The sequence below is a fragment of the Paenibacillus profundus genome, assembly GCF_021369635.1.
GTDB lineage: Bacteria > Bacillota > Bacilli > Paenibacillales > Paenibacillaceae > Paenibacillus_B > Paenibacillus_B profundus.
On record NZ_JAJNBZ010000002.1, the window covers coordinates 398782 to 412339 of the forward strand.

Sequence of the window (13558 nt, forward strand, 5' to 3'; positions counted from 1 at the left end):
CTGACATGGCTAAGCTCTCGTCATGTCAGCCCGGCTTCAAGGCAGAGAAGCGCAGCCGCCTGTAGTCCGCAACCCATTGTTCCTGTACGTAAATGAACGGGCGGCACTCTTCTGTGACAAGCTCGAAGAATCGGCCTTGTTCCTGTGCTGGCAGTGCCTGCACAAAGTCCCCGGCGAAGCTCTCCAGCCAGTAGCTGAGGCCGTCGTCCCCATCCGGCAGCGGAGTGGGACGGTCGAAATGGACGGCGTAATCAACGCGGAACCCGGCCTGCTCCAAGCGCGAGGCGTACTCGCCTATGGTCGGATAATACCAGGGGCTGAGCGCAGCTGCGTCAATTCCGTATTTGGATGACAGCACGTGCGATATTCCGTGCAGAATGGTTCCGACATTGTCCCGCCCACCGAATTCCGCCACGAATCTGCCGCCTGGCTGCAGTGAGGAATATACGTGACGGATAACGTCGTCTGCGTTTTTCATCCAGTGAAGCGCGGCATTGGAGAAGACAGCGTCAAATGATGAGGTGAACCGGTTCGGAAGACTGTTCTCCGCATCGGCGATCTCAAAGGACAGCGTTGGATATTTTCGGCGTGCCTGTTCAATCATGTCCGCTGATTTATCGATACCCTCTGTATGAGCGCCCGAAGCGGCAATCTGTGCAGTAAGATCCCCAGTGCCACAGCCCAAATCAAGAATGCGTTCCCCCTCCTGGGGGCGAAGCAGATCGACAACGTCTTTGCCGTAGACGGAAATGAAGCGCAGCTTATCATCATACAGCTCGGGTTTCCATTCATTATGAGACGGCATATTCATCACCTCGCGTGTAAAGTCGTTCAAAAAGTCCCTAATGTTTATTGTAGTATGGCAGAATTTAGATTATAGGACAAATATATAATACCTATCCCTATTATAGGGTACAACTATATAACATGGGAGATGTTAACAAATAATGGCGTAAGTCACGATTTTAAATGTTTTTTTTGACAAAAGAAATGGAAATATGACGAGCTTTCCAGTACATTTAAACTAGGTGAAAAAAAGTTAGAAGAGGTGAATGTATTGGCAAAGTCATCATCACGCAAAGGTAAAAAAGGAAACGAACGCATGTTTCTCATTATGCTGCCGATTGCCATTATCGTACTGCTCGGTATTATTTTTGTGTTAAATAAACAAGGAGAGAAAATTAAAACGGACGAAATGGCGAACAAGCCAGCGGTAGAATTCAATCTTGAAGGCCAGCCGACGCTTGGTTCAAAGGACGCGAAGGTGTCGATCGTGGAGTTCGGCGACTACAAGTGCCCGGCCTGCAAAATTTGGACGGATCAGCTTTATCCGAAGTTAAAAGCGGATTTCGTGGATACGGGCAAGGCTACGTTTACATTTATGAACAAGCTGGTCATTCCTAAATCCGAGCTGGCTTCCGAAGCGGCAGAAGAAGTATTTCGCCAAAACCCGGAATCGTTCTGGACCTTCCATCATGAATTGTATACATCCCAGCAAAGTGAGCAAAAGGATTGGGTAACAGTCCCGTTCCTTGTTGATTTAGCGAAGCGTGTCGTGCCCGATATTGACGCAGGCCAGCTTGAGCAGGCTTTAAACGATCGCACGATGCAAGGCAAGGTAGCAAGCGATGAAGAGATGGCTCACAAAGCCGGAGTGAACGGCACGCCGACCGTATTCGTGAACGGCAAAGAATTTACGGGACAATGGGATAATTACAGTCAATTGAAAGCGTTTGTTGAGACGGCGCTGAACGAAGCGAAATAATGGATGGGGGCGTGGAAGCTATATGATGGTTATCCGGCGTTACGCCTTGCATTTCGCTTGGCTCGTTTCATTTGTCGCGGCAGGCGGGAGCTTGTATATGAGTGATATTTTACTGTGGGAGCCGTGCAAGCTGTGCTGGTTTCAGCGCATCTTCATGTACCCGATGGTGATTCTGCTCGGCATTGCCGCTTACCGGAATGACCGCAGTGTAGTTCGTTATGCCCTGCCGTTATCGATAGTCGGAGGATTGATTTCGACTTATCATTACATGGTGCAAAAAATTCCTGCAATGGCCAACACATCGCCTTGTCGCTCCGGCATCCCTTGCAATACGGATTATGTGGATGCATACGGATGGATTACGATACCGCTTCTGGCATTCGTTGCTTTTTTGTTCATCACGATATTGCTGCTCCTTGCGCGTAAGCACGAACCACAAGAATAGAGTGCGACGGGTTATCATCAACACATGGGGGAGATAGAATGATGAAATTCGGACTGCAGAAGAAAATGGTGTTCGGCATGCTTATCGTATCTGGAGTTACCTATGCGACAAGCGGTTTCTTTATCTTCGTACTGAAGCCGTATATTGCCCCGAATATGGGCGATATAGCATATGATGCGATTATTTTTATGCTCGGCATATTTTGGACGTGCCTGCTCGGATGGTTGGCCGCAAGCTTGATTGTAAAGCCGCTCATTCAGCTGACGAAAGCGGCGGACGAAGCGGCGCAAGGCCGATTGAGCGTGACGCTGCCTACCTATCGCTTTCAGGATGAAGTTCGGGTCTTGACCCATTCTTTCGGCAAAATGATTCATAACCTTCAAGGGATGATTGTAGAAATTAAGAGTAGTGTAGACATTACAACTCGCAATACTTCCATGCTCAGCGACGCGATGACGCATGCGGCCGAGCAAATTGAGCATATTTCACGCACTGCGGAGGATATGAACCATGGGGCGGAGCAGCAAGCGACCTGGACGGCGCAATCGGCTGCATCGGTAGAAGAAATTCATGCCTCTGCCGTCGCCGTACAGGAACGAGCAGGAGAGACCGAGCGCATGACGGCAGATACGCTGGACACGCTGGCAGAGAGCGAAGATATTTTGAAATCGATCATCGATGGCATGCTGCATGCCGCGGAAGCCGGACAAGCCTCGATTAACTCGGTACAGCGGTTGAACGAGCAGGCTGAGCAGATCGGGGATATATCGATCGCGGTGCGTGAAATTGCGGACCAGACGCATTTGCTCGCCCTGAACGCTTCCATTGAAGCGGCGCGCGCAGGAGAGCAGGGGGCAGGCTTTGCCGTCATTGCGTCCCAAGTCCGGAAGCTGGCGGAACAGAGCGCGGCAGCTGTCAGCAGCATCAACGAGCGGATTGTCCATATGCAGTCCCAAGTGGTGGAAGCAGTGGGGCACATTACGGCTCAGGTCGAGACGGTAAGTCTGGAAGCCGGGAAAAAAGATGATGCTGCGCGTGCGCTCAATACGATTGCTGAGGTAACGAAGCAGGCGTCGACAGCCGTGCATGACATTGCGACGTCGGTCGGTCAACAGACGGAACGGTTCGCGTCCACGTTGCAACAAACGCGGCAAATGGCCGCCGTCGTCAATGAAATGGCGGCAGGCACGCGCCAAGTGGCGAGCGCAACGCAGGAGCAGACGGCTGTCATGGAAGAAATGGCAGCTTCCTCCGACGTTTTGCGTGATCAAGCGAGCCGTTTGAAAGCGCAAATTGAAGTGTTTAAAAGCTGATTATAAGCTATAATTTCATACAGAATGATTGCGACCTGCACACTTTTGAGTGATGCAGGTTATTTTTTGCAACATTTGTGCATATAGAGGTAAATAAAATGCATGTTCAATCTCGAAAAAAACGCTATCATGGAGATACAATGGAAAAGTTCTTTATTTCTTCCTTACGACTATGTAGGAACATAATGATACAGATGAAGGAGAGAGATTCATGACAACGCTTTCGTACCAAGGCAAGCAGTTTTTTGTAGAGGGCAAGCCAACTCAACTTATCTCGGGCGCCGTTCATTATTATCGTATCGTGCCGGAGTATTGGGAAGATCGGCTGCTTAAGCTGAAGGCGCTCGGCTGCAATTGTGTGGAGACGTACATTGCGTGGAACATGCACGAGCCGCGGGAAGGACAGTTCAATTTCGAAGGGATGGCGGATGTAGCCGAGTTCGTTCGTGTCGCTGAGAGAGTGGGACTGTATGTCATTGTTCGTCCAAGCCCGTACATCTGCGCGGAATGGGAATTCGGCGGTCTGCCGGCTTGGCTCTTGAAGGACGAGATGCGTCTCCGCTGCAGCGATCCGCGTTATTTGGACAAAGTAGCCGCTTATTATGATGCGCTCCTTCCTCAACTTACGCCGCTGCTCGCTACGCAAGGCGGTCCGATTATCGCGGTGCAAATCGAGAACGAATACGGCAGCTACGGGAATGACCATGCCTACTTGCAGTCACTGCGCCAGATGCTTATCGAGCGCGGTGTAGACGTGCTGCTGTTCACCTCCGACGGACCACAGGACGATATGCTGCAAGGCGGCATGGCGGAAGGCGTGCTGGCGACAGTCAACTTCGGCTCCCGCGTGGAGGAAGCCTTCGATAAGCTGAAGGAATATCAACAGGATGCGCCGCTCATGTGCATGGAATATTGGAACGGCTGGTTCGACCATTGGTTCGAGCAGCATCACACCCGCAATATCGAAGACGCATCCAATGTGCTGGACGACATGCTGCGCATCGGGGCATCGGTCAACTTCTACATGGCGCATGGCGGAACGAACTTCGGCTTCTGGAACGGGGCGAACCACGGTGGCAAGTACGAGCCGACCGTCACGAGCTATGACTATGACGTGGCAATTAGCGAAGCAGGCGATCTTACGCCGAAGTATTATGCGTTCCGTGAAGTGATTGGGAAGTACGCGGAGCTTCCGGAAGGTGAATTGCCGGCGAATACGCCTAAAGCGGATTATGGCGCTGTACAGGTGTCACGACGTGTCAGCTTGTTCGACACACTCGCTTCGATGGCCGATGCGAAGACAAGTGTATGTCCAGAACCGATGGAGAAATACGGGCAGAACTACGGCTTTATTATGTACTCCACGCGTATTTCGGGGCCTCGTCCGGAGAGCCGCCTGACGATTCAAGACGTGCGCGACCGCGCCCTTGTCTTCCTGGATCGGAAGCTGGTCGGTGTCGTCGAGCGTTGGGATCCGAAGTCCATTCCGGTCGTCATTCCGGAAGGCGGCGCGCAGCTCGACATTCTCGTGGAAAATATGGGCCGGGTCAACTACGGTCCAGAGCTGTATGACCGCAAAGGCATCACGCACGGCGTACGCTTGAATGGGCAATTCCTGTTCCACTGGGAAGTGCGCAATCTGGAGCTGGAAACGCTCGACGGCCTGCGCTTCGATGCGCCGGCTTCAGAGCTGGAAGGCGAGCAGCCGGGTTTCTATGAAGCAACGCTGACGATTGAGGGGACGCCGAAAGATACGTTCCTGCGTCTCGACGGATGGAAGAAAGGCGTCGTCTTCATCAACGGCTTCAACCTGGGCCGTTATTGGGAAGTGGGGCCCCAGCAGACGCTGTTCGTGCCTGCGCCGATATTGCGCAAGGGCGGCAACGACATCGTCGTGTTTGAATTGCACGCAGCGGGAAATCAGCTTCGCTTCGAAGCGGAGCCTTCCTTGTAAGGCCGGGGCGGACGAAAAATGAATGCGAAGGGGGTGCCTGTTTCCTGCGGGCATCCCTTGATTGCCTTTACTACAGTTGTCTTTGCGACGGTTGTCTGTGTACGAAATGTCGGATGCTGCTGATACTGTTTCAATCCGAAAGCCATTTTTCAACATAAGGGGAGAACTTGAATGAGTAAGCGCACACGTATCGCCACACGCGTATTTATTCTCGGCATGGACGGGGCAGGCAATTGGAACGAGGAAGCCTCCACCCCGAATATGGACCGTATTATTAAGCAAGCGGGTGTCATGACGCAGCACGCACAGACGGAATTGCCGACGATTAGCGCCCAATGCTGGGGTTCGATGCTGCATGGGGTGACACCGGATCGGCACGGCGTCAACAACGATATTGTGGCGGAAACCCCGTTTCCGCAGAATTCTCCTTATCCGTCGTTCTTCCGCGTCGCGCGGGAAGCGGATGCCACGATGAAGCTGGCCTCGTTCACGGCATGGGTGCCGATTAACTTCGGACTTGTGGAGGACGGCCTGGACATTTATAAAGCTTCTGCCAATGATGAAGAGCTGACGCGACTCGCAATCCAATATTTGCGCGAAGTTGATGATATCGATATTTTCTATTTCGCGATTGACCTGCCAGATGCCGCAGGACACCGTTATGGTTACTGTACTGCAGAGCACGTGGAGTCGATCGGGGCAGCGGATGAGATGTTCGGTCAAGTGCTGAACGCGATTGAAGCAAGAGGATGGCTGGAAGACAGCCTCATTCTGTTCGTCACGGATCATGGTGGCGGCGGGGCGGTGGCGACAGGTCACGGCAGCGACCATCCGATGGATCAGACGATATTTTGGGGTTGCGCGGGTCCGGGGGTGAACCGTTCAGCCCGCCTGGACGGCTTGACGTTCAAAGACACGGCAGCTGTCGTGGCGACGGCGCTCGGATTGCCGATTCCGGCAGCTTGGGATGCACGGTTGCCAGAGGATTTGTTCGTACGTGAAGTCATTCTGTAATCGGTAAAAAAGGGGGGATACACGGTATGACGATGTATGTAGGCGTAACAGATATGTTCCACAAGGAAGTGCGCAGCTACAATGAATGGAATCGGTATACGACACTCGCGAAGAAGCGGCATCAGCGCGTTGTCAGCTGCAAGCGGGATAGCGCAGCGTTTCAAGTATTGGTATCGAGCGACGAGCCGTTCCTGCTCGCGAAGAATGCCGATACGCTGTTCTGGAAGGGTGGAGCGCTGAACATTGCTCGCGTGGAGGTTGCCATTGCAGGAGCATCTGTTCATCCGGACGTGAAGCTGATCGGATTCATGCGGGACGACGACGGAACGCCGAAGGCAGATCTGCTGCTTGAAGATTCACATATACGGGTGGAAGCGCGCCAAGTGCAGCCGGTATGGGTGGAACTTCCAGCGGGAGAGTCGATGAGGGCAGGAACGTACCATGGCCGTGTCCGCCTGTTCACTCATCAAATGTTCGAGGATGAGCAGTGTGTCGGCGAGTGCACGTTTGAATGGATCGTGGCGGAAGAGACACTTCCTGAAGCGAAGGATTACCGCTTCTATCTGGATTTGTGGCAGCATAGCTCGAATATCGCACGGAAATATAACACCGGCCTCTGGACAGCAGAGCATTTTGCCGTATTGGATGCTTATTTAGAAAGTATGGGTCAACTGGGGCAGAAATCCGTCACGGTCGTCGTCTCCGAAGTTCCATGGTCTGGGCAAATGTCCCATAACGACCGGGACCCGTCGGACTTGTTCGAATACAGCATCGTATCCGTGCAGAAGGCGGCGGATGGGGCGTTCCGTTACGATTTCTCCGCCTTGGAACGCTATATCGAGCTCGGCGAGCAGCACGGCATAACTCGTGAAATCGAAGTGTTCGGCCTTTTGAACATTTGGCAGGACACGCATGCAGGATATGGTGCGCTGGTCGAAGGCGTATCAGATGCGATTCGTGTCCGTTACTATGACGAAGCGAGCAGCACATACCGCTTCATGCGCGGGGAGAGCGAACTGCGCGCCTACGTTCAAGCGCTGGAGGCTCACTTTACGGCTACGGGACGGGTGGAGCGAGTGCGGATTTTGGCGGACGAACCGGCGGATTACGACCTCTTCAATGAGAAGCTCTCTTGGCTGCGCCAGGCGGCGCCGGCCTTCAAGTATAAAGTCGCCATCAATCACGTCGAGTTCGTGGAAAAAGGAATGGAAGGCGTGTCCGATTACGTGCCGAGCTTCTACTGTGTCGTGAAGGAGCATGAGCGGCTGATGGAGCAGCGCCCGTCGATTGACGGAACGCTGTTGTACTACGTCTGCTGTAGTCCGGACCGCCCGAACACGTTCCTTGGCTCCCCGGCGCTGGAGAGCCGACTCGTCGCGTGGTATGTTGAGCAGCTTGGGCTGGACGGCTTCCTGCGCTGGAATTATACCGTATGGCCGGATCATCCTCTCGAGAAGTTAGCATACCGCTCAGAGATTTGGAAAGCCGGGGATACGAACTTCGTCTATCCGGGTCCGCTCGGCAAGCCGCTCTTGTCGCTGCGCTACAAATGGCTGCAGCGCGGCATCCGCGATTTCGAGCTCATGCAGCTGCTGAAGGAGCAGGGCGAAGGCGAACGGGTTAAGGCGGCCTTGACACGCGTATTCCGCTATAAGCAGATTGCAGATTGCGATCCCGACCGCCGTGCACATGCAGAGGCGATGTATAGCTTGAGCGCGGCAGACTATGACGAACTGCTTCTCGGTGTAACAGAGCGAGTATAAATTATAAATGGAGAGGCTGTTCCAATGGTCACACAGACCAAGGGTCAGCCCCTTTTCTTTTAAAACGAGAACAGATTGACGGGCTTCCGTTCAATAGTCCTTATGTCCATTCTCTCATATAATCAGGCAGGATAACGTTAAGGGCAAGGAGTATGCAGCTTCGAATAGATACCATTGCATGAAGCGGCTGATATGATGTAAGTTAATGGGAGTTAACTATAATTATCATTGGACATGCCACCTTCTGAAGAAAGGGGAGAATGGAACAAAGGGGCCGATGAATCGAATCGCTCTGTTCGCATCATATCATTGCACGAACGGATCTTTTCGTTAATATTGCAGAGTCATGCTTTGCTATTCGATAGAGGTTTTCTCATGATGTAGTCTGCATGGCTGCAATCACTTACGTGGCACCCTGCAAGACCGAACTCCCTTCATTAGGGGCCAACTGCTCCGGTAGTGTATCGCATACTGGCATTCTCGCGGAAGCTGGCTGCTCCAATTCCTCTGATTGAGGTTTTCCAACCACTTGCAGGACAAAGTCCGTAACATTAGCTTCATACCGTTCTTTATCTATGCAATAGGAAACACCATGTGTGGCCCCATTCACCAGCATGAACGCTTTCGGTTCGGGCTTTGCGTTGTACAGGTCGGCACTCATGTAGGTCGGAACGAAAATATCCTTGCTGCCATGAATGAACATAATCGGCAGTCTGCATGTCTTCATGACGCGGATGGGGCTTACGTCCTCAAGCTCGAATCCGGCTTTGCGCTTTAACAAGCGATTGATGAGCGGCATAATCGGCCAGGCGGGCATATGATTGAGCTTCGTGACCTGATGATGGATTAGCTCCGTTAAGTCCGAATACGGGCAATCCGCAATAATGAACCGGACCTGTGGACGGTGCATGGCGGCATACTCGAGTACGGTTCCGCCGCCCAGCGACTGGCCGTGCAGACCGATTGCGCAGTCTTCCCCTTTACGGGCGATGACCCAATCTACCCATGCCTGCACGTCTTTTTTTTCATTAAATCCGAAGGTGGTATACTGCCCCTCGCTCTGGCCGTGACGGCGCTGATCTACGAGCAGAACGTTAAAGCCCAGCTTGAAGAACATCGCCATGAATTGGGCGGACCAGGTCAGTGCCGACGTATAGCCGTGCACGATGATGATGACACGTTTGGATGCAGGAAATGATTCGATATAATACCCGTGCAGCGCTAAGCCATCATGGCTGCGGATGAACAGCTCCTCTTTATCGCAATCGTCATACTGCTTCTTACGGAACACCTTATGCTGTTCAAGCAAATCGAGGCATTGCTCATAGGTGGAGCTCTTCATCCGCGTCATCTGAAAAACGGCAAAATGCGGAATTATCCAGATGGACAACAGGATGAACAGAATGATGCCGCCTGCTATCGGAATCCACATGTCAATCCTCTCCTTAGTCTACGTAGTCTTGTCTTCTTGTATCTATTAGGGTGTGCAATTTCATCCCAATTTACACTTGTCATTCGACTGCATTCTACTCACGTACAACATGGTGCAGGTTGGCGAAGATGTTCAGTTTTTGTACAATGAGAACATAAGGAATGAAAACGGGGGATGACATTGAATTCGGAAGAGCATGTAATTCAGGAAGAACGCAGTGCATGTGAACGAAAGGGCAGTGTGGGGGGGACGGTGGTGAATTGGCCAAGTCCGGCACGCAGGCTGCTTATCGCTGGAACGGGGAGCGGCGTCGGCAAGACGACCGTTACACTCGGCATTATGAGGGCGCTAACTCGCAATGGCTGGAAGGTGCAGCCATTCAAGTGCGGCCCTGATTACATTGACCCCACTTATCATACTGCAGTGACAGGCGTACCGTCGCGCAATCTTGACAGTTGGATGTGCGGTCCAGATGGCATGCGTGACATCTTCGTCCGGAGAGCGAACGGAGCGGACATTGCCATTATGGAAGGCGTCATGGGATTGTATGACGGACGTAGAGCAGACTCCGACGAGGGAAGCTCTGCTTCCGTTGCGAAGCAGATGGATTGTCCGGTGCTGCTCGTCATTGATGCTTCGGGCATGGCTAGAAGCGCTGCTGCTATGGTAGCTGGCTTTCAACATTTCGATGCGGAGGTTCGCATTGCCGGAGTGATCGCTAACAACGTCGGCAGTGAGAGGCATGGCAAGCTGCTCCGCGAAGCAATTGAGTCCGCATGCGGCGTGCCGCTGATCGGCTTTGTGCTGCGTGATACAGGGCTGGCCGTTCCAGAACGACATCTGGGGTTGGTGCCAGCCATCGAACGGGGAACGCTTGACTCACTGTTCGAGCGTATGGCTGATGCAGTCGAAGCGCATACGGATCTGAATGAGATCGTTCGGATCGCAGAGTCAGCGCCGTTGCGGAACATGGACGACTTGAGCTTAGGCGCAGCGGATAGCAACGATATTCCGAGCAAGCAGAGCAGCTTCTCTTCCGTACGAGAGGCAGGGCAAGAGCTCGGCGTCACTCAGGAGCCGCTGCGTTTGGCGCTTGCTTATGACGCGGCATTTCACTTCTACTATCCGGACAATATGGAGCTGCTCGAAGCGTGCGGCTTCGAGCTTGTCCGCTTCTCGCCGCTGGCAGATGAGCCGGTACCGGATGGTGTCGACGGCTTGTATATTGGCGGCGGCTTCCCAGAAGCGTTCGCGCCGGAATTAGCGAAGTGCAGCCGCGCATTGGCTTCCATCCGCCAAGTTATTGAGGCAGGAACACCGACATTTGCTGAATGCGGGGGTTATATGCTTCTGACCGAGCGGCTTGTGTTAACGGATGGAAGCGTCTATCCGCTCATCGGCATCCTCCCAGGCGAGACGCGCATGGGAACGAAGCTGGCTGCACTCGGTTACCGTGAAGTGACAGGGGAGGCAGGTAATTTCCTGCTGCCAATGGAGCAGATGGCGCGCGGACATGAGTTCCATTATTCGACAGTTCACGTGGAGGAGGCGCAAGCGCTCCCTCCGGCATACCGTTCCCGCGGATTGGCCGGAGAGCGGCCCGAAGGAGCGGTGTATCAGGATCGACTTCAACTCGTGGCCGGCTATACGCACATCCACTTCGGGTCGAATTCCGCCATTGTGACAAATTGGGCGCAAGCCTGTGTCGCATTTCGTCAAAAACGTTTATAATGTATCCTAGGACGAGCCCCGCGCATGCGGGGTCTTCCACTGTTCATGAATAAGAATTCACAAGCTTCATACTAGTGTGGTAAACAACCTCTATTAAATACTTAGACAATGAACGTTACGTTATGCTGATAAGCGAAAGGATTTGGAACAGATGTGTGGCATTGCCGGTATATATCATTTTCATGATCAACAACCTTCTGAACATATCGTCCGCAGCATGATGGATTTAATTCATCATCGCGGACCGGATGATGCAAAGCTGTGGATCGGCGATCGCGTCGGTCTCGGATTTCGCCGTCTATCCATTATTGACGTTGCCGTTGGGGCACAGCCGCTCAGCAACGAGGACGACTCGGTATGGATTATATTCAACGGTGAGATTTATAACTATTTGGAACTGCGCGAAGATTTGATTCAACGCGGCCACCAGTTCAAGACACATACCGATACGGAAGTTATTCTTCACCTATATGAAGAGCACGGCTCCAAGTGCGTGAATCACCTGCGCGGCATGTTCGGGTTTGCGATCTGGGACCGCAACAAGCAGGAGCTATTCATTGCGCGCGACCATTTCGGTATCAAGCCGGTCTATTATTTCATGAACGAAGAGATGTTCGTCTTCGGTTCGGAGATTAAGAGCCTCTTGGCCGTACCGGGTGTACCGCGTCAAGTGAATATGAACGGCTTGTATAATTATTTGACGTTTCAATATGTGCCTGATCCTGAAACGATGTATGCGGGTATTCACAAGCTGCCGCCCGCACACTGCATTACGATTCCGTTCGGTGGCAAGCCGGTCATTGAGAAGTACTGGGACCCGATGTTCGAGCCGGTGGAGCGTCCGCTGACGCAAATTATCGAGGAAATCCGCGATGTTATGCGCGACTCTGTGGAGCATCATCTGCATAGCGAAGTACAGCGCGGCTGCTTCCTCTCTAGTGGTATCGACTCGACCATTACGTCGACTTTGATGCGCTCCATCGAACCGATTAAAACATTTAGCGTCGGATTTGAAGGTCCGAACGATGAGACGATCATTGCACGTGATACGGCCAGACAGATAGACACGGAGCATTATGACCGCATAATTACGCAGGAGATGTATTTCGATGCGGTGCCGCGTGCCATCTGGCATTTGGATGAGCCGGTAGCTGATCCTTCTGCGATCGCATTATACGAGGTGGCGCGCCTAGCTAAGGAGCATGTCACCGTGGTACTGTCGGGCGAAGGGGCCGATGAGCTGTTCGGGGGATACCGCATCTACCGTGAACCGCATTCATTGCGTTACTTGTCATGGATGCCGGAAGGTATGCAGCGCGTGATGAACCGTATTGTGCGTTCCGTTCCGTTCTCGTTCTACGGGAAAAATTATTTGCTGCGCGGAACGACTCCGCTTGAGGAGCGTTTCTTAGGCAATGCGAACATTATGACGGATGATGCGAAGACAGAGCTGTTGCGGGCAAGCGCAGACGAAATGTCATCCTTCACGAAGCCGTTCGATATTGCACGTCAATATTATGACCGGACGCGGCACCTTGATCCGGTGTCCCGCATGCAGTATATCGATATGAACCTGTGGATGCCAGGAGATATTCTAATGAAAGCGGACAAGCTGACGATGGCTCATTCGCTCGAACTGCGCGTGCCGTTCCTGGACCGCAAAGTATTCGATATCGCCCGCCGCATCCCGGCTCAACACCGCATTGCGGAAGGGACGACGAAGTACGCGTTGCGCAAAGCGATGGAAGGCATCATTCCGGATTCGGTCCTGCATCGTCCGAAGCTCGGCTTCCCGGTTCCAATGCGGGATTGGCTGCGTACAGAGCGCGCGAACATTATGTGGGAAGAGTTGTCTTCCAGCGGCATCGATCACATCATTAACCTGACGTCGGTCGAGGATATGTTCCGCCGGCATAAGAACGGTCAAGGAGACTACTCGCGTAAAATTTGGGTATTGTATGTGTTCGGTCTGTGGTACCGGACATATATGAGAAAGCAGTAGCATCGAATTATAGAGTAATGAGACGGATACCCGCCATTCTTGTTTTTTGCATGAATTCGGGTTGTCGACAAGATTAGCACTTCTCCATAGGAGAGGTGCTTTTTCGCTTGTTCATGCAAATATCGACAATTATACATGT

10 protein-coding genes are annotated in these 13558 nt (G+C 52.6%); 8 read left to right on the top strand and 2 right to left on the bottom strand.

Translation table 11 applies throughout. The features are described 5' to 3' along the window. Positions 1 to 25: 25 nt before the first annotated feature. Positions 26 to 805, bottom strand: a complete 780-nt coding sequence (locus tag LQV63_RS04710) for a methyltransferase domain-containing protein (protein WP_233695841.1) — start codon at positions 803 to 805, stop codon at positions 26 to 28. A 243-nt stretch (positions 806 to 1048) separates the two neighbouring features. Here LQV63_RS04710 and LQV63_RS04715 point away from each other — a divergent pair, with 243 nt between their 5' ends. The 6 genes from LQV63_RS04715 (at position 1049) to LQV63_RS04740 (ending at position 8254) form a co-directional block, all read left to right on the top strand. Next, the gene (locus LQV63_RS04715) at positions 1049 to 1765 is read left to right on the top strand and encodes a DsbA family protein (protein ID WP_407672887.1); all 717 of its coding nucleotides are present in this window, start codon (positions 1049 to 1051) and stop codon (positions 1763 to 1765) included. A gap of 22 nt (positions 1766 to 1787) precedes the next feature. Beyond that, the gene (locus tag LQV63_RS04720; RefSeq protein ID WP_019420335.1) at positions 1788 to 2210 is read left to right on the top strand and encodes a disulfide oxidoreductase; all 423 of its coding nucleotides are present in this window, start codon (positions 1788 to 1790) and stop codon (positions 2208 to 2210) included. 38 nt (positions 2211 to 2248) lie between these two features. Next, a complete protein-coding gene (locus LQV63_RS04725) occupies positions 2249 to 3523 on the top strand; it encodes a methyl-accepting chemotaxis protein (protein WP_233695842.1) in 1275 nt (424 codons plus the stop codon). A 211-nt stretch (positions 3524 to 3734) separates the two neighbouring features. Beyond that, positions 3735 to 5477 (top strand): glycoside hydrolase family 35 protein, encoded by a 1743-nt coding sequence (locus LQV63_RS04730; RefSeq protein ID WP_233695843.1) that lies wholly within the window; start codon positions 3735 to 3737, stop codon positions 5475 to 5477. A 171-nt stretch (positions 5478 to 5648) separates the two neighbouring features. Then, positions 5649 to 6491 (top strand): alkaline phosphatase family protein, encoded by an 843-nt coding sequence (locus LQV63_RS04735; RefSeq protein ID WP_233695844.1) that lies wholly within the window; start codon positions 5649 to 5651, stop codon positions 6489 to 6491. Positions 6492 to 6517: 26 nt separating this feature from the next. After that, positions 6518 to 8254 (top strand): DUF4091 domain-containing protein, encoded by a 1737-nt coding sequence (locus tag LQV63_RS04740; RefSeq protein ID WP_233695845.1) that lies wholly within the window; start codon positions 6518 to 6520, stop codon positions 8252 to 8254. 403 nt (positions 8255 to 8657) lie between these two features. Here the strand turns inward: LQV63_RS04740 and LQV63_RS04745 are convergent, their stop codons facing one another. After that, a complete protein-coding gene (locus LQV63_RS04745; RefSeq protein ID WP_233695846.1) occupies positions 8658 to 9686 on the bottom strand; it encodes an alpha/beta hydrolase in 1029 nt (342 codons plus the stop codon). A 174-nt stretch (positions 9687 to 9860) separates the two neighbouring features. Here LQV63_RS04745 and LQV63_RS04750 point away from each other — a divergent pair, with 174 nt between their 5' ends. Continuing rightward, complete coding sequence (locus LQV63_RS04750; RefSeq protein ID WP_233695847.1) at positions 9861 to 11417, top strand: cobyrinate a,c-diamide synthase; 1557 nt, start codon at positions 9861 to 9863, stop codon at positions 11415 to 11417. Between the two features lie 151 nt (positions 11418 to 11568). Next, on the top strand, positions 11569 to 13419 hold the full coding sequence (gene asnB / locus LQV63_RS04755) for an asparagine synthase (glutamine-hydrolyzing) (RefSeq protein WP_233695848.1): 1851 nt from the start codon (positions 11569 to 11571) through the stop codon (positions 13417 to 13419). Positions 13420 to 13558 lie beyond the last annotated feature (139 nt).

Bases quoted from the DNA above. Each gene is read 5' to 3' on its own strand.
- LQV63_RS04735 (WP_233695844.1), top strand. From the start codon at position 5,649: ATGAGTAAGCGCACACGTATCGCCACACGCGTATTTATTCTCGGCATG.
- LQV63_RS04720 (WP_019420335.1), top strand. From the start codon at position 1,788: ATGATGGTTATCCGGCGTTACGCCTTGCATTTCGCTTGGCTCGTTTCA.
- LQV63_RS04750 (WP_233695847.1), top strand. From the start codon at position 9,861: ATGACATTGAATTCGGAAGAGCATGTAATTCAGGAAGAACGCAGTGCA.
- LQV63_RS04725 (WP_233695842.1), top strand. From the start codon at position 2,249: ATGATGAAATTCGGACTGCAGAAGAAAATGGTGTTCGGCATGCTTATC.
- LQV63_RS04740 (WP_233695845.1), top strand. From the start codon at position 6,518: ATGACGATGTATGTAGGCGTAACAGATATGTTCCACAAGGAAGTGCGC.
- LQV63_RS04745 (WP_233695846.1), bottom strand. From the start codon at position 9,686: ATGTGGATTCCGATAGCAGGCGGCATCATTCTGTTCATCCTGTTGTCC.
- LQV63_RS04730 (WP_233695843.1), top strand. From the start codon at position 3,735: ATGACAACGCTTTCGTACCAAGGCAAGCAGTTTTTTGTAGAGGGCAAG.
- asnB (WP_233695848.1), top strand. From the start codon at position 11,569: ATGTGTGGCATTGCCGGTATATATCATTTTCATGATCAACAACCTTCT.
- LQV63_RS04710 (WP_233695841.1), bottom strand. From the start codon at position 805: ATGCCGTCTCATAATGAATGGAAACCCGAGCTGTATGATGATAAGCTG.